Below are 20,962 nucleotides of genomic sequence, written 5' to 3'. Positions count from 1 at the left end.
CTGCCTAATTGCATTTTTATTGATTGCACTTTTTTTATTGCGCAATGTATCGTATCTAATCGGAGAATTAACATGAGTGAAGCTCGTCATAGTAACCTATTGATTTTAGGTTCAGGCCCAGCGGGTTATACCGCTGCAGTATATGCAGCGCGTGCCAACCTAAAACCTGTCATGATCACAGGTATGCAACAAGGTGGTCAATTAACCACGACAACTGAAGTTGAAAACTGGCCAGGCGATGCTGATGACTTAACCGGTCCTGCACTAATGGAACGTATGCAAAAGCATGCTGAAAAGTTTGATACTGAAATTCTTTTCGATCACATCAACGAAGTGACTTTAACTGAACGTCCATTTCGCTTGAAAGGCGACAATGGCGAATACACCTGTGACGCATTAATTATTGCCACCGGTGCATCAGCTAAATATCTAGGCTTACCATCAGAAGAAGCCTTTATGGGCCGTGGCGTATCAGCTTGTGCTACCTGTGACGGTTTTTTCTATCGCAACCAGAAAGTTGCTGTAGTAGGTGGTGGTAATACTGCGGTTGAAGAAGCGCTGTATTTAAGTAATATCGCCTCAGAAGTTCACCTTATTCACCGTCCGTGACAGCTTCCGCTCTGAAAAAATCTTAATTAATCGTTTAATGGATAAAGTGGCTAACGGCAATATCATTCTCCACTTAGATGAAACTCTAGAAGAAGTGGTTGGTGACAACATGGGTGTAACCGGCCTGAAGAAAAAAAGTACCAAAGACGGTTCAATCACTGACTTAGAAGTCGCTGGCGTATTTATTGCCATTGGTCATAGTCCTAATACTGGTATTTTTGCCGGTCAATTAGAAATGAATCACGGTTACTTACAAGTGAACAGTGGTTTACAGGGTAATGCGACCCAAACCAGTATTGAAGGTATTTATGCCTGTGGTGATGTGATGGACCAACATTATCGTCAAGCTATTACTTCTGCTGGTACAGGCTGTATGGCTGCATTAGATGCAGAACGCTACCTAGACGCACTTAAGTAATCATTTCTGTTCGCTTTGATCCTTGGATTGAAGGGCACAATTAAAAATGCCAATCGCAAGATTGGCATTTTTGTATGTAGATCTTTGTCAGTGAGGATAATAATCTTACGTTCGCTGAGGTACTACATCACGGCTATTTGTTAAGCGAAAGACGATAAAAAACCACTTGCTGATTGTCAGGAACATCAGGATGAGCTTGTTTTTTAACAAAGGTCATGCCCAACTTTTTCATAATATTAATTGAACCAGTATTATCTTCATCGGCTATCGCACTCAATGAAGTGACTTCGGTATGATTCGAAACAAGATCGGCAACGGCCTTGGCCGCCTCAGTGGCGATCCCCTTTCCCCAGGTGGATTGCTTAAAACGCCAGCCGAGCTCAATGTCATGTAAATGAGGATTATCAGTAAAAAAGAACATCGGCCTCACTAAAATCCAACCTAAAAACTGCCCAGCCGGCTCTTCTGTAACTCTGTTGCTCTCAGTAGTAACAAATGCGGCTTTAGCAATAACCTTCCATAAACCATATCCTTTTAGGGGATTATGATAGCGGCGTAGTCTGGGCATAAAGCGTTGTTCAATGTCTTCCATGGTTGTTTTACGCCCACCATTAATGTAACGCATCACGGCTTCATCTTGATCAAGCTCAAACAGTAAGTCTTGTTCATTTAAAGACATTTGTATCAAGCTCAGACGCGCAGTTTCAATAACAGTAGGTACCGATTCGGCGGTGATAGGCTGACAAGCGTGATCATTTTCCATTAATATCTCGTATTTATTCGCTTATTGACACACAAGTTTACACATTGAAATAACACACAAACAACATATAGATTAATATAACCTTAAATATGCTTGGAAACGAAACTGCAACCAGGCTAAAAAGATAAAACTGACAACAATCATTACATAAAAATAATCAGATAAATTGAGGAAGAGTCGTGGCGACAAAAAAACAGATTATATTACCCATAGTTGTCTTAGGACTGGGTATTGGCGCATTAGCAGGGATTTCAGCTTTAAAAAAGCCGCCTGAAGAAAAACCTGCACTGGATACCACTCCTTTGGTTTCAGTCGAAGAGATTCAATTTCAGCCGATGATGTTTAACGTATCGTCATATGGTGTAGTTAATCCGAAATATAATACCAATTTAGTGTCACAGGTAATGGGTGAAATAACCTATTTATCTGATTCATTTGTCAAAGGTGGATTTGTTAAAGCTGGCGATATTTTAGCTAAAATTGATGCCAGTGACTATGAAGCCGATTTATTAGATGCTCAGGCCAGTATTGCTTCCGCAAAAGCAGCCTTGGTACAAGAGCGCGCTAACGTGAAAGTGGCTGAAACAGAATGGGCTCAAATTAGTAACGGAACGCCTACTGATTTAAGTCTACGTAAACCGCAATTAGCACAAGAAATAGCAAAATTAAAAAGTGCCGAGGCGGGTTTGCATCGTGCACAAAGAAACCTTGAACGAACGGTTATCCGCGCTCCATATGATTCATTAGTCTCTAGCCGTGAAGTGGGTTTAGGATCTTATGTTAGTAAAGGCACCGCTGTGGGTGCACTATTAAGTACCGACATTGCAGAAGTCCGCTTACCGCTAGCAGATAAAGAAATTCAATACCTTGAAGCCAAAGGCGTTAATGCCACTGTTGAACTAGTTGGTAACTTTGCCGGCAGTAAACAAGAATGGATCGGTAAAATCGTTCGCAGCGAAGGCGTTGTAGACAGTAAAAGCCGTATGACCTACTTAGTCGCTGAAATTGTTGATCCCTATGGATTAAAAGCCGACAAGCGCGAATTACGATATGGCACTTATGTTACCGCCAATATTAGCGGTGCAAGCGCTGGAGAAGTTACCATTGTTCCTCGTCACCTGATTGTTAACGGTCAAGTTGCTATTATGGACGATGAAAAATTATTACGTTACATAGATGTCACTATGCTGCGTCAAGAAGGCTCTAAAGTAGTTATTTCTGATGGTCTTGAAAATGGCATGAAACTGATTACCTCAGCATTAGATTATCCTATTGAAGGCATGAAGCTAGCACTGCCAGAAGACAGGATACTGCAAAAAGAGACCCAAGATGAAGCAGCACAAAGCACTGAATTAACAATGGATAGTGAGGATTAATGATGGAGGACACCAATAAGGGGCTAATTGCCTGGTTTGCGCGTAACTCTGTTGCAGCTAACCTGTTAATGATCATTATCATCATCGGTGGTTTACTCACCGCCAACTCTATCCGTAAACAGTTTTTCCCTGCGGTAGAAATTAACTGGATTGAATTCAGCGCAGTTTATTCAGGCACGGCACCACAGGAAGTTGAGGAAGGCATTACGGTTAAAATTGAACAAGCACTTGAGCGGGTTCAAGGCCTTAAAAGAATTATCACTTATTCAAATAGAAACATGGCAAATGGCTATTTTCAAATTGAAGATGAGTATGATCCACAGGTAGTGTTGGAAGAAGTTAAGTCTGAAATTGACTCAATCTCTACCTTCCCTGCTGGCATGGAACCGCCAAAAGTAGAACAAATTAAAATACGTCAAGAAGTCATGTACCTCAGTTTATATGGCGATTTAGAGCAACGTCAGTTAAAAGATTTAGGTGAGCGTATTCATCAAGAGATGATGCAACTGCCAGGGGTTAATATCACCGAATACTATGGTGGTTTGGCGTATGAAATTAGTATCGAAGTCAGTAAAGATCGTTTGCGTGAATTCGGCCTAAGCTTTAATGATGTAGCAGAAGCGGTACGCGGCTATTCTCGCAATATGTCAGCGGGACAAATCAAAGCGGAAAACGGCTATATTAATCTACGAGTAGAAAACCAGGCGTATGTCGGTTATGAGTTTGAAGATTTACCACTGCTCACACTAGAGGATGGCACTACCGTATTAGTCGGTGATGTCGCAACCGTCACCGATGGTTTTGAAGATGGTATTCAGTACTCTAAGTTTAATGGTAAAAACTCAGTCACTTTCTTTATTGGTGCTGCGCGTAATCAAAGTATTACCGATGTCGCTGAAACTATCCGTACCTATGTAGAAAAGAAACAGAAATCTCTTCCCGCCGGTGTCAATTTTGAGCCTTGGGTAGATATGACCTATTACTTAGAAGGTCGTTTAGACTTGATGCTAGACAGCATGAAAACCGGTGCAGTGCTGGTGTTTTTAATGTTAGCGTTATTTTTACGTGTGCGTCTCGCCTTTTGGGTCATGATGGGTTTACCTGTTTGTTTCTTAGGTACGCTGCTCTTTATGCCGCTGTCGTTTATCGACGTCACCATTAACGTGATAAGCTTATTTGCCTTTATTTTAGTGCTAGGGATAGTAGTCGACGATGCCATTGTAATGGGTGAAAGTGCCCACACAGAGTGTCAAGAAAATGGTCAAAATGTAGAGAACGTTATTCGCGGTGTACAGCGCGTAGCTATGCCTGCCACATTTGGTGTATTAACCACAATTGCCGCATTTTTACCGATAACCTTAGACAATGGTCCTTCAAGTGCCTTTGGTCAAGCTATTGGTTATGTTGTTATTTTATGTTTGTTTTTCTCTCTAGTTGAATCAAAACTGATTTTACCTTCGCATTTAGCCCATATGAAAAAGCCTAAAGTGGTTCAGCCAGGGTCTAAAAATCCATTGGATTGGTTACGCAATGGGGTTAACTATGTGCAATCGCACGTTGATACTGGCCTAAGCTGGTTTATTGAAACCGTTTACCGCCCGAGCTTAGAAGTGGCGGTTAAGTACCGCTATACCGTGATAATGGTGTTTATTAGCTTAATCCTGATCTGTGTTGGCTTATATGCTGGTGGCTTAGTCCGCTTTATCGGTCAACCTAAAATTCCTCACGATTTTCCACGTGTTAAAGTGGAAATGAATGTCGATGCATCCGAAAAAGCCACTCTTGAAGCCGCATTAGCCATTGAATCTACCTTGTATAATGTCGATAAAGAACTGGTTAAAACCTATGGTCAAGGCATGATTGCAGAAATGCAGATAGATCTTCGCGGTCGTACTAGCGCAGAAATTATGACTAAATTAGTCGACCCAAGTATACGTCCTATCAATACCTTTGAAGTGGCTGAGCTATGGCGTCAAGCCATGCCGCTTATTCCTGGGGTCAAATCCTTCACTATACAAGACAGTTTATTTGGTGGTGGCCGAGAAGATGGCGATATTAGTTTCCGCCTAGAAGGTAAAGATGAATTACAACTAGTGGCAGCCTCCCTTGCACTAAGAGACAAGCTTGCCTCACTAAAAGGTGTAAGCGACATCAATGACAGCCGACAATCAAGTGCTAAAGAAGTGCAATTTGAACTAAAGCCACTGGCCCACAGTTTAGGACTGAGCTTAGCCAATATTGCGGGTCAGGTCGGTAACAGTTTTTATGGATTAGAAGCACAACGTATTATTCGCAACGGCGAAGAAATTAAAGTCATGCTTCGTTACCCTGAAGAGCAACGTAACTCTATTGCGTTAGTGCAGGATGTATTAATTAAAACCAGCCAAGGTGCAGAGCTTCCACTTTCGGAAGTCGCTGAAATTTCAGTGGTACAAGGTGTGAACAGTATTCGACGTGAAAACGGTAACCGGACTATTAACGTTTGGGCTTCTGTGGACGCAGAGCAAGCTGAGCCATTCAAGTTAGCCAAAGATATACGGGATAATTTTATCCCTGAACTATTGGCTAAATATCCACGAGTAAAAAGTGAAGTCTCTGGCAGTATTCAAGAGCAATTAGACAGTGCAGACACGCAAACCCGTGACTTTATTATCTCTTTGCTGGTGATTTACAGCTTACTTGCTATTCCACTGCGCTCGTATTTACAACCTATCATGATCATGTCGGTGATCCCATTTGGTGTGATTGGCTCGGTTTTAGGACATATCATCTTAGATATAGACTTAAGTGCCCTGTCAGTATTTGGTATTATTGCCGCAGCAGGGGTTGTAGTTAACGACAGTCTGGTGATGGTGGATTATGTCAATAAATCGCGAATACAAGGGGTGCCAATGAAGTTGGCAGTATTAAATGCGGGCTGTAGACGCTTTAGAGCCATTATGCTGACATCATTAACCACTTTTATTGGCTTGGTGCCTATTATGGCTGAAACCAGTATGCAGGCTCAAATGGTAATACCAATGGCGGTGTCACTGGCATTTGGTGTCTTGTTTGCGACCGTGGTCACTTTATGTTTAATACCTTGTTTGTATATTGCGATTGAAGACAGTAAAAGCATGATGCGCAAACTAATTGGTATTTATGTACCGGAGAAAAACACTCATCAGGCATCCACATAACGTGTAGGTTTGAGTGGTTTATTAAAATAAAAATGCCAGCATATGCTGGCATTTTTATAGTTCAATGTTACGCCTATAATGATTAGCATAAAAATAACTACAAATAGAATATGATTTGTGCCTGTTATAAGATTAACTCACATAATGACTGCGATTGAAGTGTTATTCTAGGTTGTGGGTTTTATACGACAAAACAACAAAGAGTAATTAATGTCCCAGCCTGTCTTAATATGGTAGATAGGTGGACATACATCACTAGTTAACAGCTTATCTCATCACGATATATGCTTACAAAGCTAACGCGTTGGATTTTAAAGGGAGCATTAAATGAGTCAACGAAGTATTCTTGCATTGTTCAAGCCGACATCAGTGGCTGTAATTGGCGCTTCTGACTCTCCTACCCGGGCTGGCCGCGCCGTGATGCGCAATTTATTATCCGGGGGCTTTTCTGGCCCAATAATGCCTGTCACCCCAAAATATACTGCGGTAATGGGCGTATTGGCCTATCCAAGTATTGAAGCCTTGCCGGTAAAACCAGACTTGGCAATTATCTGCACCGCCGCTCACCGAGTACCAGCAATAGTTGAACGTTTAGCCCAATTTGGCTGTCAAGCGGCCATCATTATGGCCAGTGGCATGGCAGATACCTTTGATGAACAAGGCCAAAATTTATTACATCTTACCCTGCAACATGCAAAACGTTACGGCATGCGTATTCTTGGCCCCAATAGTCTAGGCATGATCCTACCCACTATTGGCCTAAATGCCAGTTTAGCCCACGCCAGTGCCAAACAAGGTAAAGTGGCTTTTGTATCGCAATCATCGGCAATTTGTACCACAGTTTTAGACTGGGCAAACAACAAAGACATTGGATTTTCATCGTTTATTTCACTCGGTGATGGCTCAGATATTGATTTTGATGAATTACTGGATTACCTCGGCCGAGACAGTAAAACCTCAGCTATCATGCTTTATATCGATTCAATTAATGATAAACGCCGATTCTTATCTGCCGCTCGGGCAGCATCACGTAATAAACCTATATTCGTGATTAAATCAGGCAGGACCCATGAAGGTTCAAAAGCCGCCATGATCCACACAGGTGGTGTACAGGGCAATGATGCGGTATTTGAAGCCGCGTTTAAGCGTGCAGGTATGTTGCGTGTTAATGATCTCATAGAACTGTTTGCCGCAGTGGAAAGTTTAGCACATGCCAGTGTGTTAAAAGGCGAACGCCTTGCAATTATGAGTAATGGCGGCGGCCCTGCGGTACTTGCCGCTGATGAACTGATTATTAAAGGCGGTAAATTAGCACAACTGTCACCAGAGTTGATTAACGATTTGCATCAGCAACTGCCTAGCACCTGGTCGAAACAAAACCCTATTGATATGGTCGGTGACGCTAATGCAAATCGTTATGGTGATACCCTTAAACGGCTAATGGGTGAAGATAATATTGATGCTATTTTAATCCTGCATTCACCGTCGGTTTTACAACAAAGTGAATTAATTGCACAAAATGTTATTGATACTTATCAGCAGCATCCACGTAAAAATAGAGTCAACATTTTAACCAACTGGAGCGGTGAAGACTCAGCATATCTTGCGAGGAAAAAATTCAACAAAGCCAGCATTCCAACTTATCGCACACCTGAAGGGGCTGTGCGCGCCTTTATGCATATGGTGGAATATCGTCGTAATCAAAAATTACTGCAAGAAGTGCCACAATCTATTCCAGACAATATTCCGGCCGACAGCGTAACAGCCAGAAAGCTGTTACAAGCAGCACAGCAACGTAACCAGTTAGTGCTCGGTACCTATCAAGTCAGTAATATATTAAAAGCCTATGGCCTGAATACTATTGATACCTGGTTTGTCAGTGATATTGAAGATGCAGTTGCTACGGCAGATGCTGCTGGTTACCCGGTTGCCTTAAAAGTGCAATCACCTGATTTACAATATAAGTCAGATGTTCACGGGGTCATGCTTAATTTAACCAGCGCAGAGGAAGTGAGTCAGGCTGCTCATTCAATAATAGATCGGGTTCATCAAATTAATCCTAGTGCACATATTGAAGGATTAGTCATCCAGAAAATGGCCTTAACCTCAGGGGCACAGGAAATTCGCGTATCAGTGATCAACGACCCTGTATTTGGGCCAGCAATTTGCTTAGGAGAGAGTGGCACACTGTGGGACCCAACCCAAGATGCTGCGGTAGCATTACCACCGTTAAATATGGCGTTAGCCCGCTATATGGTGATCCAAGCGTTAAAAGCCAACAAACTACGCGATAGACACCTACCGCTTGGGCTGAATATGAATGCGCTATGTGTGATGCTAACCCAAATATCACACTTAATTATCGACTGCCCTGAAATTGCCGAATTGGATCTCAACCCTGTGCTAGCCGCGGGTGACAATATTACGTTACTCGATGTTGATATGCGATTACATCCGCTGGGGTATGATACAAGTAATCGACTGGCTATTTTGCCCTACCCTAAAGAATTAGAAGAAACCCTGATCCTAAAAAATGGTTTGAAAGTCATGTTAAGACCTATTCTGCCTGAGGATGAACCTAAGCATATGGACTTTGATAATTCGTTATCTGAAGAAGATCGCTACAAGCGCTATTTTGGTGTGCGATCTAAAATGACCCATGAAGAAATGGCAGTGTTAACGCAAATAGATTACTCCCGAGAAATGGCCTTTATTGCCACCACCATATTGGCTGATGGCCAGGAGTTAACCCTAGGCGCGGTAAGAGCATCAACCGATCCTGATAACACAGAAGCGGAATTTGCCATGGCCGTTCGCAGCGACTATCAAGGTATTGGTTTAGGTAAGCGGTTATTGGAGAAATTAATCCACTATTATCGCCATAATGGCACACCTGTATTAACCGGATTTACCATGTTTGAAAATCGTAACATGGCTAATTTAGCGAAATCACTGGGGTTTGAAGTCTCGTTTGATATGGAAGAACATTTAATCAAAATGCACATGCCTTTCGAGCAAAAAAAGTAGAGATAAAAGTGATTAAATTACAAGACAACCAACAATACTATAATAAAACGTTCAATGACTTAGTCACTGGTTCCATACCTATCTATGGCGCTGAATTTGAGGAGTGTGAATTTAGCGCTTGCGATTTTGCTTCTACAACTTTCGCCCATTGTAAATTTGTAAATTGTCATTTTAATCACTGTAATTTTAGTTTGGCAAAAGTCGATTACTCACAGTTTCTAGAAGTGAGTTTTATAGAATGTAAAATGATCGGTATTAATTGGACAAAAGCCAATTGGCCCAAATTTACTGTTAACCCTGAATTATCTTTTATTCGCTGTATTATCAATGACAGCTCCTTTTTTGGATTAACCTTGCATGGCCTTATCTTAGAAGAATGTAAAGTCCATGACGTTGACTTTAGGGGGGCGACTTTACCCACTCATGCATGACCTATTGTGATTTTAGCCACAGTTTATTTATGCGTACCAATCTACAAAAAGCTGACTTTGCTGAGTCTACTAACTTCAATATTAATGTACTTGAAAATACCCTTAAACAGGCCAAGTTCTCACGATATGAGGCCTTAAATTTATTAGACAGTTTGGGAATTGAATTAGTCGACTAATGATTTGAAATATTGATTTTAAATGAAAAACTTTAACGGCTTTACCTGCTTTTGTGTTATCACTAACAACCTATATGCTGCCAGTTTGCAGCTTTCATTGAGGATGCCTCCATGCTATACGATTTAACCGTAGTACAATTTAGTAAAATGCTTAACAACTTAAACCATGTTCTTGATAAAGGTGAAGCATTTGCCGCACTTAAACGTGTTGATATCGCGGTGTTACTAAACTCTCGTTTAGCTGCTGATCAGTTTAACTTGATCCGCCAAGTACAAATCGCCTGCGACACAGCTAAAATTGGCGTCGCTAGATTAACAGGTAAATTAGACTCTGCGCCAAAACATGACGACAGCGAAACGACACTAGCAGAACTACGCTTACGCATTACTTCAGTACTTGAATATCTGGATGGTTTTAGTGAGGCTGATTTTGCACACGCTGCTACCATTCATATCTCTCAACCGCGCTGGGAAGGTAAATATCTTACCGGTTATGAATTTGCCATTGAACACGCTATTCCTAACCTGTACTTTCACATCACCACGGCTTACGCCATATTACGTCATAATGGTGTAGAAGTGGGTAAGAAAGACTATTTGGGCGCCATGCCTTACAAAGCACCAATACTTTAAGTCGGTAGTTATCTCAATCGATAAAAAATGCGAGCTTATTGCTCGCATTTTTTATCACAGATAAATCGCAAACACGACTACATTTCTGGTTCTTTAAACTCAGCGATGGCTTCGCCTTTAAACTGCTTTTTCAATTCAGTTTTAGACAATTCATTAATCGCCCCACCAGCACCAATAGTGAAGTGGTCAGTCTGCTTCAGCTTGCGCGCTTGATAAAGCATAACGACTTGTAGTGTTGACTCACGTTGAGCTTCAGACAAAACCGTACCATCTTCCCACTTACCCAGTTCAGTGGCTGACACTAATCTGTGGTAAACTTCTTCTGGCATTTCATCAATCACTTTATTGATATCATTCATACTGATTTCCGTTTATGTAACACGAGTCTCACTCGGGTAATAAAATAACCTACAAAACCAACAACAAAACAAGAAACAGCCACAATAGCTTGTAAACCTTGTGCTTGCTCCCCTCCCCAAAACCAAGCTACTGCCCCAGTAATGAACAGTGATAAAAAAATCAAACTGTGATTCATCAATTTATTCGATTGCTGAATATGACTGATTTTAGTTAATGACTCAGTACTTCCTGCAAAACTCACTTTACAGTGTTGACATTCCTTAGCCTTGCTAGAAATGCGTTTTTGACACTTAGGACATTCAATTAATGCCATGAATGAAAACCCTTCTGTTACTATTTACAGCTCGTCTACTACAGCTAACATTGCTATTAGTGACGCTTCACCTAGATAGATACTACGCTCTGGCGACCAACCCACAAATGGATCAGATAAGTTAGCATTGTCTTTAAATGGCATTTCTAAGGTGTTGGATAAACACTTAAACGTATTCGCAACCCAATTTGAACCTACGGTTAAATTCGCTTTACCGGGTTCATCTTTTGCATAACCATATTGTGTTTGGAAATCAGCGCTAGCAAGTTGCAGCGAAGACACAAACTTACTTTGAAGTTGCGCCATTTTATCTGTGTAGTGAGGCACACCTTCACAGCCCGCGACAAACACATAAGGTAGACCTTCGTCACCATGGACATCATAAAATAGATCAACACCGGTTTCTTTCATCTTATTGACGACATAAAACACTTCAGGGCTTTTTTCTAAACTTGGTGTTTGCCATTCACGGTTAAGGTTAGTGCCAACGGCGTTGGTGCGTAAATGACCACGTACGCTGCCATCTGGATTCATATTGGGTACAATATAGAAATTAGCTTTATCTAGCAGAGACTTGGAATTAGGATTGTCGCCATCTAATAACTGACTCACCAAACCTTCAACGAGCCATTCTGCCATAGTTTCGCCGGGATGTTGTCTTGCGGTAATCCAAATGCTTTTCTTATCTTCGTCATCATCACCAATTTTTAACAAGGTCATATCACGACCATCAAGGGTCAGCCCTAAGTGTTCTAGACTCACTGATGGGTGTAACTGTACTTCACTAATGAAGTCTAAATGACGTTCATAGCTATAGGGTGCAAAGTAAGCAATTTGAATAGCCTCACAATCTAAATCGACTGTAATAGTTAATTTACCATCTTGGTACGATGTGGGTAGGCGGAACCAATGTTGACGATCATAACTTGCCACTGCTTGGTAATCTTCCCAGCCTTTAGGGTAAGATGCTGTGCCGGCATTATTGATGTGCATGGTGTAAGTTTGACCCACAGAACCTTCTAAACGAAAGTTAAACCACTGGTAAAACTCACCACCGAAATCTGGTCTTATAGCAAGCTGAATATCATCGTGATTATCGATGTTAATCACTTCAATATTACCGCCATCAAAATTTGCACTGATCCGCATTAGGGTATCCTTTAGTAAGTTGCTGTCTCATTTTGTCTACAAGTAAAAGATATTATTGATGTAAGTAGACTCATTTTTATTGTCACAGTTTACCAAATACCGCTATTAGTGGGAACCGTTAAAAGCTAAAGCTATAGCCTTGACCTCTGACTGTATTGATCAAATCACGGGGTAAATTGCGACTCGCTAGTTTTCTGCGGGTATTACTAATATGCATATCTAAATTACGATCAAATTTACCTAATGGTTTATGCAACACACGTAACTGCAACTCTTGTTTGGTTACCACCTCACCTTGGCGCTCATAAAGATATTTAAATAGCCGATATTCGGTATTGGTTAAGGTGATTTTATTACCATTACAGTTTAATGAGTAACTTGGATCATCAAAATGGATCATTGTTTGCTTTTCAGCATTACTGACTAGATTACTTCGCCGTTTTATAACGTTGAGTCTTAATTGTAACTCACGCAGATTAAAAGGTTTTGATAAGTAATCATCTGCACCCAGCTCTAGTGCGTTAATTCTTTCAAAATCATCATTATCACTTGCAAGTGTAATGATAGGTGTAGAACATTTTCTGGCCATAAGTAGCCAAAATGATTCCATTTTAGGCACTGACAAATCAACTAATACAACATCAAATAGCTGAGTTTCTATATTAACTAGCGCTTGGAATGCATTATTAACCACAATGACCTGATAACCAATTTCAGTTAATTGTGCGCCTAGATCAAAACCTATTTCGAGTTGTTGATCGATCAATAATATTCTTTTCACAAACACACCACAAATGATAATTATTTGCATTAAGATTAACATGCCGAGTATCGTTAATCTACTTTTTACGTTAAAATGGATTGATAATGAGATCTTTATTACTTTTTTGAAAAACAAAAAAGCCTGAACACTCAGGCTTTTGTCGTTGGTTGCTGGTTTGGTTATCAGTTATTTCATCAACTGGCGTATGTACTTCACCGGTGCGCTACCGTAGCTTAAAAACTGTTCATGAAACTGTTTTAAATCAAAACCAGCCCCTTTTTCAGCTTTTAACTCTTCTCTGAAGTCATAAATTTCACGGTAACCTGAATAATAACTGGTTAACTGCACCTGGCTTAATGTCGCACGACGCCACTTCCCTTCCGCTTCAGCGCGCTGCTGGAAAGCTTCATTCTCCATTAGCGCAATAGCATCTTGCTCGCCCATGCCTTTAACTTGAATGCTGTAATCTAAAATAGTGTTAGCAATAACGCGTAAATTCCACTTGTAGTACATTAACCACATTTCAGGCTCAAAATTACCATAACCCTCTTCAAGCATCATACGTTCTGTATAAACCGCCCAGCCTTCAACCATTGCACCATTACCAAATAAGCTTTTAACTAAACTAGGTGATTGATTTGAATATACAAGCTGGGTGTAATGACCAGGGATCGCTTCGTGGATATTAAGCACCTGTAAAATCCAGTGATTATATTCACGTAAATAGCTTTCGGCAGACTCATCAGTCATATCATCAAGGGGGGTCACGTTATAATAAGTATTACTGCCCTTTTCATATGGCCCAGGCGCACTAATTGACGCGCCAGCAAAGCCACGCATATATTCAGGCGTTTCACGCACGACTAATGGCTTTTTAGGATCAAGGGTAATGAGTTGCTTATCATTAACAAACTTAACTAACTCTGGAATTTGTTTGCGTACATCATCGACAAAGTCTTCACGTTTCACATGCTTTGATGACAACACATCAATAAGTTGTCTGATGGCCAATTTGTCATCCGCAGGCTTTGCAGTATCAATATGTTTTGCCCAAATATCAGTAGTGATTTTGGCCATTTCTGCTTGAACACGATTCTTATCTTCAACGGCTTTATCATACAGTTGTTTCGCTGTCATACCGGCTTGAATATCTAAGGCAAACTTTTGTTCATACAAGTCTTCACCAATTCTAAAGTCACGGCTGCCATTGGCTTGTAAGTCTGTTTCTAGAACGGTTAACCAATCGATGTAAGTATTTATAGCTTGTTTTGCGCTATTGAAGCGACTGGTAAACATGGCTTTTTGTTCAGCATTTAAGCCTGACTGGGCAACCTTGTTAGCTAAATCGTCATTAAGTACTGAAAAAGCGCCACGGTTTTGTTGAATCGCTAATTGAGTGTGTGCCAATGTGGGGTTGTTGATATTATCTTTAGCAGCTTGATAATAAGCCGGCACACTTTCTAAACGCGCAATAACAGATATCAGGCGCTCATCTAATGGGGCAAAATCTTCATTAATGATTTGTGCAAAGCCACCAGCAACATTATAACTGGATGGATCCCATTGCCATGATTTGAATGTGTTTACTTCCCACTCAAACTTATTCACTAGATTTTCAAGTAATTTATAATCAATCAGTTCATTGGCAGATAAAGTGTCTTGATTAAAGGTATTTAATAAACCTTTTTGTTTTGCTACAAATGCGAGGGTTTTGTCACGACTTGCTTGGTTAGGCACATCAAGATAGCCATCGTTAATATGCTTACCGTTGTACATTGCCCAGGTTGGTGCTAAAAGCCATAAATCGTCAATAAAGCTCTGTGAAAAATCAGCAAACGATAATTGAGTAGCTTGTTGAGATGATACTGAATTCTGCGCTGCCTCAGCTGACGCATTACTGGAAGTGACTGGGTCTTGGCAGCCAACAAGTCCGGTAAGCACTGCCGCTACTGAAAGTGAAATTAACGCCTTTTTCATATAATGCCTTTATTGTGTAATTATTGTTTAATTAACCTAAATACGATTAATGCCACTAGTTTGTACTCATTAGTACTCAGGTGCATTTTTGTGCTCGTTTAAGGTTAGAATATTTTGCAAATAGTTAACCATTTTTCAATGTTATTTGCAGTACAATTTGTACTTTTGACACTTCTTGTCACACAATTATTGATTGAATTACAAAGCCAATAGACTTACATGTGACTTATTCATTTAACATTAACCGCGGACCGATTTGAGGCTATAGTGCCTAAACAAAAGCCGTAAGCTGAGATTTAGCCATTTTATCACTGTGATAGGCTTATGAGTCGCATTTTGGTGACAAATGTCACTGGTTTAAACGGTTGAATAGAATCAATATAAGAATACAAACAACATCAGTTAGGAAGCATTATGAACCCAGGTACTCTAGCGTTACTTATTCCGATCCTTGCAATTCTAGGCAGCTTTATTGTCAGTATAATGAAACTCAGAGAGCAACAAATACGTGCTGCCAGTGAAAATGACAGCCATAATAAGTCGTTACAGAAGGAAGTGAGTGCACTGCGGGATCGTGTTGAAATTCTAGAGCGGCTTGTCACAGACGATTCATATGACTTAAAACAAAAGATCAATAACGCTTAACTAAGGCTCACGCAATAACAACCCATATCTGTTATTGCGCGGTCTTGAATATTTAAACGTTTTCGTTGTTAAGCTTAACCTTTTGGTAAACCCCATGGATTTAACGGTAACGGCTTATCAGCGCGACTGGAAGTGTCAGTTCTTGATGACGATGAATGTTGATGTTTAGCCGTTTGCTCACCGCTTCGAGTCTCGCCACTAAAATTAGGTGCAGAGCGGCCTCTTGCAGTCTCCTTACCTTTATTTAAAGATAAGCTCACTTGAGGTGCTTTATCTTTGTTTGCTTGATGTCGAGCTTGGGGAACAAAGTTTAAGACTGAAATAGGTATAGGCCTTTTCGGCTCAAAACCTTCTATTACTCTACGTTCAATTAGCTCACCCATTCGGCTTTCAATCATACACAGATTTTTAAAGTCATCGTTCGATACTAACGAAATCGCTAAGCCACTTGCGCCGGCTCGGCCTGTTCGCCCAATACGATGAATATAATCGTCAGCAGGAAAAGGTAAATCATAGTTCACTACAACCGGTAAATCATCAATATCAATACCGCGCGCAGCGACTCCCGTAGCGACAAGATATTGAATATTGCCTTGTTTAAAGTCAGCAAGCAGTTGTTCGCGCACAACTTGACTGCGTCCGCCGTGAATACATTCAGCAATTATGTCACGCTTAGCAAGTTGACTTACAAGCTTTGCTGCACCTTGTTTAGTTTCAATAAAGATCAGAGCCTGTGGCCATTGCTGTTGTTGTATCAAGTGACTTAATAATGCCGACTTTTTATCTTTATCAACCGTGGTCAACCATTGCTCAATTTTAGGCTTAGTTGCCACTTGTTTATTCAAGGTTATTTCAACGGCATTACGTACCGCAGTTTTTGCTAGTACTCTGACTTGATTTGACAGTGTGGCTGAAAATAATAAGTTTTGTCTGTCCTCTGGCAGCTTCGCCAGAATCTTATTAATATCTTCAATAAAGCCCATATCGAGCATACGATCAGCTTCATCAAGCACTAACACTTCGATTTCATCAAAGTGTAATGCGCGTTGAGTATACAAGTCTAATAATCGACCAGGTGTAGCCACCACAATGTCAACACCGTCTAACAATGCTGCTTTTTGCTCTTTACTGTCAATGCCACCATACATTGCCATAGAACGTAGCGACAAACCTTGCGCGTAACGTTCAATATTTTGATGCACTTGGGATACTAGCTCACGGGTTGGCGCTAATATCAGCGCACGCATTCTTTTTTGCGCCCTGTTTCGCCTTTGGCCAATTTATCTAAAATTGGCAATACGAAACTGGCGGTTTTACCCGTACCGGTTTGTGCTGCCGCAATAACATTTTTTCCATTTAGGATTTCAGGGATCGCTTTTTGTTGAATCGCAGTCGGTGTCTCATAACCTAATGTAGCTAGGTTATCGATAATAGTGGGATGTAACCCAAGGGATAAAAATGTCATAGAAAGGTGCTCAAACAAGGTGATTGGCAAGGATTAGAAGTCATTATAAACAAAAAAGACGTCCGAAGACGTCTTTCTTTTAGAATATGGCGGTGACGGAGAGATTCGAACTCTCGAAAGGTTGCCCTTTACACACTTTCCAGGCGTGCTCCTTCAGCCACTCGGACACGTCACCTTAAGATTGTTTAAAGAGTCAATCACTCTGCGGCCGCTACTTTACGCAAATGGGGATGGTGGGTCAAGCTAAAAAGCCGACCCGGTTAGCGTTTGCACAATTGCTGTGCAACATTAAGCATTTAGCCCATAAGTTGAGGGAACAAACCTTTAACACCCGCAGCGATGACTTCGATACCTAAAGATAACATTAATAAACCCATCAAACGCGTGATCACGTTAATACCGGTTTTGCCCAATAGTTTAAAAATGGCCGGAGCCATGTTAAACAAAGACCAACTGAGTAGGCCAAATAACAACACGGTACTAAACATACCGACAAAATCGATTAAGGTGTTATGTTCTGCAGCAAATACGATAACCGAACTAATCGCACCTGGACCGGCCATTAAAGGCAGTGCTAATGGCACAACCGCAACCGACTCCATACCCGAAGACTCGCGATCTTCCTCCTGGTTTCGTTTAACTTCACTGATTTTACCTTGCAGCATCGACATCGCGATAATACAGATCAGACTCCCGCCAGCAATCCTAAAAGCTGATAGTGAAATACTGAACATGTTCAAAATATGCTGACCTGCGATAATAGTGACAAATAAGATAACCACTACGGCAAAGTTAGCCACTCTGTTAGTATGTCTTCGCTCTAGGTCTGTCTGATGGCTGGTTAAACTGACAAAAACTGGCAGTAAACCAACAGGGTTAATAATCGCTAAAAGCCCTAAAAAGAACTTTATGTAAAGCATGTAATCCAATGAGATACCCTCTAAATAGATTGTTTTTAAAGCACATAAAAAAGGAGCGCTACTCTAATGTAAGTTGTCAGTTTATAGAAGTGATATTTCTATAAAATAACAAATTTTTCATTAGTTTTATTGATATCACTTAATAATCCTTAATTAGGCACGTTATTGTAACTAAGCAACCACATATGGACAATCATCACCAATTAAACACTAGCCATGTTCCTTTGCGGGTTTATTTAGTTATAAAATGACACTTTAATGTAATTCACCCTAAATATCTCACTAGTAATGTGCTTTGAAATCGACATTAATGTACAATGTTTTACATTAAAAAGATTTCTGCTTAATTGCAATATTCATAAGGATTTTTATGGCGCTGCGCAATAAAGTTTGCCAAAAGAATAATAGTCGTAAATTCAGTAGTTCGCGAAGAAGAATGACCTATTTTTTATGGATAATAAAGCCACACCAAGACAGAGAATCTGACGCCGCTGAGTTGGCGAATGCTCAGAAAAAATCTGCATCATTTTTTAAAGCATAAAAAAATGTGGTGCCATTGCTGACACCACATCTTATTTCAAATCATCTCAATTTATTTAGCTGTCCAGCGATCCATCCAGCTGAAAACATTCTTATACCATTGCTGTAAATTATCTTGATTTAAGATCCAATGATTTTCATCTGGGAACATTAACAATTCAGATGGAATGCCTTTACGTTGCATAAAGCTAAATGCAGCTAAACCTTGGCCATAAGGCACACGGAAGTCTTTTTCACCGTGAATAACTAACATAGGTGTTTTCCAGTTTTCAACGTAGTTAACTGGGTTAAACTTCTCATACAGATCTTTGTTATCGTGATAGGTTCCACCAAATTCATATTCTGGGAACCACAGCTCTTCTGTCACATAATACATTGAGCGCATATCAAATAAACCAGCGTGGTTTATCAAACACTTAAAGCCGTCATTCCAATGCCCTTGGAACCAGTTCATCATATAACCACCATATGAACCACCTAACGCACAGGCATTGTTTGCATCTAACCAAGGTTGTTGCTCAGTTACTGCAGCCATACCTTTTTTCAAATCTTCTAACGGCTTTCCGCCCCAATCTTGACTAATTGAGTCGGTAAAAGCTTGGCCATAACCAGTAGAACCATGGAAATCAACCATAACAACACCATAACCAGCGCCAGCCCATAACTGCGCATTCCAACGACCACTGAATGAATTGCCAAATGATCCCTGTGGGCCGCCGTGGACTAAATATGCTATTGGATATTTTTCACCTTCTTTATAATTTGAAGGTTTTATCCAGTAACCATGAACGGTTTCATCATTCCAGCCTTTAAACTTAAACTGTTCAAACTCACCAAACTTAATATTAGCCAGCTTATCTTTGTTAATTTGAGTTAAACGCTTTAAATTCTCACCTTCTAAACTGATGGTGTACAAATCGCCAGGTTCAACTAATGATGCATTTTTAAAAATAATCTTGTTATTGGTTACCGCAACAATACTGTTGCTGCCATCGTTATATATTGGACGTACATCGCCAAACTGCGGATTAACTTCAAATATTGAGACCTGACCAACATCTTGGGCAGTGACATAAAGCGTACGACCATCTTGACTGAAGTTGATTGAACTTGGACTTCTATCCCATAACGGGGCGACTTCTTTTTCTTGCCCTGTTACCGTATCCAGTAACATTAAGCGATAGCGATCAGCTTCAAAGCCAGGTTTGCTCATCGCTAGATACGCCATATAACGGCCATCAGCGGAATAAGTCGGTTGAGCATCCCAAGCCTTATTGGCTTCAGTTAAATTAACTGTTTCACCGCCAGCTACAGGGACTTGCCATAAATCGTAGTTAGTTGTCCAAGATTGATCCTTACTCGGCGCCTTGGCACTGTATACGATAAATTTGCCATCAGGTGTAAATGTCACTTCTTCCATACCTGAAAATGGCTTTGGTGGTGTTTCAGTGTCACGTCCTTGGGTCACGTTAATAGCATCAGTAATTTTAGTGCCGTTAAGGTTGGCTACAAATAAGTGATTGCGCGCATGATCTTCCCATGTATCCCAATGACGCACCATAAGCTGCTTGTATTCACGACCGGTAGTTTTTCGTTCTTTCTCAGCGGCAAATTTTTCTTTCGAGCACACTAGGTCTTTACAGTCTGGAAAAACACGCAGGGTCATGACGACTTGCTGGCCGTCTTGAGACAATTTATAGCCGTTTACATCAAGGGGTAAATCACTCACCTGCAAAGCTTCGCCGCCATTAAGCGGTAAATGATATAGCTGACTAGTGCCATTTCGGTCGGCTAAAAAATAAATACTTTTACTGTCAGCAGAAAAACTCACGTCATGTTCAGTACCTGACGCAGACGTGAGTTGCTTTGGTGTCGCGGTTTTATTGCTTAAATCCAATGAATAAAGATCTGAACTTGCTTCACCTTGATCATCAATCACTTTAACGCCATAAACTAAGGTGTTACCGTCATTTGATACCGCATATGAATGAAGTTTATTCATATTAACTAAGTGCTGAACTGTAAAAGGTTCCGCTGAATACACTGATGTTGCCATTCCTGCGGCAACCAATGCCAAAAGCACTGAAGAAGTTTTCATGTTATTGATTATCTCTTGTTATGGTTATTTATTGGCAGATTACCGAAAGCAAAACGCTCAAGCAAGCCTTAAACAATAAAGACTCTTGAGCGTTTAAGTCACATTACTTTACAGTGACAA

General features: G+C 40.6%; 15 protein-coding genes, 1 tRNA gene and 2 pseudogenes. 8 read left to right on the top strand and 10 right to left on the bottom strand.

Going from position 1 to position 20,962, the window contains the following annotated elements:
- Positions 1-72: 72 nt before the first annotated feature.
- Positions 73-1,027 (top strand): annotated as a pseudogene (gene trxB / locus ACRWQN_RS10500) (thioredoxin-disulfide reductase).
- Positions 1,028-1,160: 133 nt separating this feature from the next.
- On the opposite strand, the gene ACRWQN_RS10495 reads toward trxB, so the two are convergent.
- Positions 1,161-1,790 (bottom strand): GNAT family N-acetyltransferase, encoded by a 630-nt coding sequence (locus ACRWQN_RS10495; protein ID WP_434937618.1) that lies wholly within the window; start codon positions 1,788-1,790, stop codon positions 1,161-1,163.
- 179 nt (positions 1,791-1,969) lie between these two features.
- On the opposite strand from ACRWQN_RS10495, the gene ACRWQN_RS10490 reads away from it, so the two are divergent.
- From ACRWQN_RS10490 to ACRWQN_RS10465, 6 genes are all read left to right on the top strand, one after another.
- The gene (locus ACRWQN_RS10490; RefSeq protein ID WP_434937616.1) at positions 1,970-3,166 is read left to right on the top strand and encodes an efflux RND transporter periplasmic adaptor subunit; all 1,197 of its coding nucleotides are present in this window, start codon (positions 1,970-1,972) and stop codon (positions 3,164-3,166) included.
- A 2-nt stretch (positions 3,167-3,168) separates the two neighbouring features.
- Complete coding sequence (locus ACRWQN_RS10485) at positions 3,169-6,345, top strand: efflux RND transporter permease subunit (RefSeq protein ID WP_434937614.1); 3,177 nt, start codon at positions 3,169-3,171, stop codon at positions 6,343-6,345.
- Between the two features lie 327 nt (positions 6,346-6,672).
- Positions 6,673-9,372 carry a bifunctional acetate--CoA ligase family protein/GNAT family N-acetyltransferase gene (locus ACRWQN_RS10480; RefSeq protein WP_434937612.1) on the top strand — a complete coding sequence of 900 codons (2,700 nt, stop codon included), beginning with the start codon at positions 6,673-6,675 and terminating at the stop codon, positions 9,370-9,372.
- Positions 9,373-9,380: 8 nt separating this feature from the next.
- Entirely contained in the window at positions 9,381-9,803 is a 423-nt protein-coding gene (locus ACRWQN_RS10475) for a pentapeptide repeat-containing protein (protein WP_434937610.1), read from the top strand.
- 29 nt (positions 9,804-9,832) lie between these two features.
- Positions 9,833-9,979: a hypothetical protein gene (locus ACRWQN_RS10470; protein ID WP_434940704.1), complete on the top strand. Its 147-nt coding sequence runs from the start codon at positions 9,833-9,835 to the stop codon at positions 9,977-9,979.
- A gap of 111 nt (positions 9,980-10,090) precedes the next feature.
- Positions 10,091-10,612, top strand: coding sequence for a DUF1993 domain-containing protein (locus ACRWQN_RS10465; RefSeq protein ID WP_434926050.1), 522 nt, complete (start codon positions 10,091-10,093; stop codon positions 10,610-10,612).
- Positions 10,613-10,689: 77 nt separating this feature from the next.
- Here ACRWQN_RS10465 and ACRWQN_RS10460 read toward each other — a convergent pair whose 3' ends face one another.
- From ACRWQN_RS10460 to ACRWQN_RS10440, 5 genes are all read right to left on the bottom strand, one after another.
- On the bottom strand, positions 10,690-10,971 hold the full coding sequence (locus tag ACRWQN_RS10460; RefSeq protein WP_226409982.1) for a YeaC family protein: 282 nt from the start codon (positions 10,969-10,971) through the stop codon (positions 10,690-10,692).
- Positions 10,968-11,285, bottom strand: coding sequence for a zinc ribbon domain-containing protein (locus ACRWQN_RS10455; RefSeq protein ID WP_434937608.1), 318 nt, complete (start codon positions 11,283-11,285; stop codon positions 10,968-10,970). Before ACRWQN_RS10455 ends, ACRWQN_RS10460 begins: the two co-directional genes overlap by 4 nt.
- A 24-nt stretch (positions 11,286-11,309) precedes the next feature.
- On the bottom strand, positions 11,310-12,434 hold the full coding sequence (locus tag ACRWQN_RS10450) for a M14 family metallopeptidase (protein WP_434937606.1): 1,125 nt from the start codon (positions 12,432-12,434) through the stop codon (positions 11,310-11,312).
- A 118-nt stretch (positions 12,435-12,552) separates the two neighbouring features.
- Positions 12,553-13,215 (bottom strand): response regulator transcription factor, encoded by a 663-nt coding sequence (locus ACRWQN_RS10445; protein ID WP_434926047.1) that lies wholly within the window; start codon positions 13,213-13,215, stop codon positions 12,553-12,555.
- A gap of 168 nt (positions 13,216-13,383) precedes the next feature.
- Positions 13,384-15,174: a DUF885 domain-containing protein gene (locus tag ACRWQN_RS10440; RefSeq protein ID WP_434937605.1), complete on the bottom strand. Its 1,791-nt coding sequence runs from the start codon at positions 15,172-15,174 to the stop codon at positions 13,384-13,386.
- 414 nt (positions 15,175-15,588) lie between these two features.
- Here ACRWQN_RS10440 and ACRWQN_RS10435 point away from each other — a divergent pair, with 414 nt between their 5' ends.
- Positions 15,589-15,819: a hypothetical protein gene (locus ACRWQN_RS10435; protein WP_434937604.1), complete on the top strand. Its 231-nt coding sequence runs from the start codon at positions 15,589-15,591 to the stop codon at positions 15,817-15,819.
- A 74-nt stretch (positions 15,820-15,893) separates the two neighbouring features.
- Here ACRWQN_RS10435 and ACRWQN_RS10430 read toward each other — a convergent pair.
- The 4 genes and pseudogenes from ACRWQN_RS10430 to ACRWQN_RS10415 all read right to left on the bottom strand — a co-directional run bounded on the left by ACRWQN_RS10430 (position 15,894) and on the right by ACRWQN_RS10415 (position 20,842).
- Positions 15,894-17,284, bottom strand: a pseudogene (locus ACRWQN_RS10430) (DEAD/DEAH box helicase).
- 87 nt (positions 17,285-17,371) lie between these two features.
- A tRNA-Ser gene (locus tag ACRWQN_RS10425) sits at positions 17,372-17,459 on the bottom strand.
- A 121-nt stretch (positions 17,460-17,580) separates the two neighbouring features.
- Entirely contained in the window at positions 17,581-18,204 is a 624-nt protein-coding gene (locus tag ACRWQN_RS10420) for a YchE family NAAT transporter (RefSeq protein ID WP_434926043.1), read from the bottom strand.
- A gap of 592 nt (positions 18,205-18,796) precedes the next feature.
- The gene (locus tag ACRWQN_RS10415) at positions 18,797-20,842 is read right to left on the bottom strand and encodes a prolyl oligopeptidase family serine peptidase (RefSeq protein WP_434937602.1); all 2,046 of its coding nucleotides are present in this window, start codon (positions 20,840-20,842) and stop codon (positions 18,797-18,799) included.
- Positions 20,843-20,962: the final 120 nt, after the last annotated feature.

The sequence above is a fragment of the Shewanella sp. HL-SH8 genome, assembly GCF_051165765.1.
Taxonomy (GTDB): Bacteria; Pseudomonadota; Gammaproteobacteria; order Enterobacterales; family Shewanellaceae; genus Shewanella; species Shewanella glacialimarina.
This window is presented reverse-complemented; position numbering and strand designations above follow the sequence as displayed.

Bases quoted from the DNA above. Each gene is read 5' to 3' on its own strand.
- ACRWQN_RS10495 (WP_434937618.1), bottom strand. From the start codon at position 1,790: ATGGAAAATGATCACGCTTGTCAGCCTATCACCGCCGAATCGGTACCT.
- ACRWQN_RS10485 (WP_434937614.1), top strand. From the start codon at position 3,169: ATGGAGGACACCAATAAGGGGCTAATTGCCTGGTTTGCGCGTAACTCT.
- ACRWQN_RS10480 (WP_434937612.1), top strand. From the start codon at position 6,673: ATGAGTCAACGAAGTATTCTTGCATTGTTCAAGCCGACATCAGTGGCT.
- ACRWQN_RS10470 (WP_434940704.1), top strand. From the start codon at position 9,833: ATGCGTACCAATCTACAAAAAGCTGACTTTGCTGAGTCTACTAACTTC.
- ACRWQN_RS10465 (WP_434926050.1), top strand. From the start codon at position 10,091: ATGCTATACGATTTAACCGTAGTACAATTTAGTAAAATGCTTAACAAC.
- ACRWQN_RS10460 (WP_226409982.1), bottom strand. From the start codon at position 10,971: ATGAATGATATCAATAAAGTGATTGATGAAATGCCAGAAGAAGTTTAC.
- ACRWQN_RS10455 (WP_434937608.1), bottom strand. From the start codon at position 11,285: ATGGCATTAATTGAATGTCCTAAGTGTCAAAAACGCATTTCTAGCAAG.
- ACRWQN_RS10450 (WP_434937606.1), bottom strand. From the start codon at position 12,434: ATGCGGATCAGTGCAAATTTTGATGGCGGTAATATTGAAGTGATTAAC.
- ACRWQN_RS10440 (WP_434937605.1), bottom strand. From the start codon at position 15,174: ATGAAAAAGGCGTTAATTTCACTTTCAGTAGCGGCAGTGCTTACCGGA.
- ACRWQN_RS10435 (WP_434937604.1), top strand. From the start codon at position 15,589: ATGAACCCAGGTACTCTAGCGTTACTTATTCCGATCCTTGCAATTCTA.
- ACRWQN_RS10420 (WP_434926043.1), bottom strand. From the start codon at position 18,204: ATGCTTTACATAAAGTTCTTTTTAGGGCTTTTAGCGATTATTAACCCT.
- ACRWQN_RS10415 (WP_434937602.1), bottom strand. From the start codon at position 20,842: ATGAAAACTTCTTCAGTGCTTTTGGCATTGGTTGCCGCAGGAATGGCA.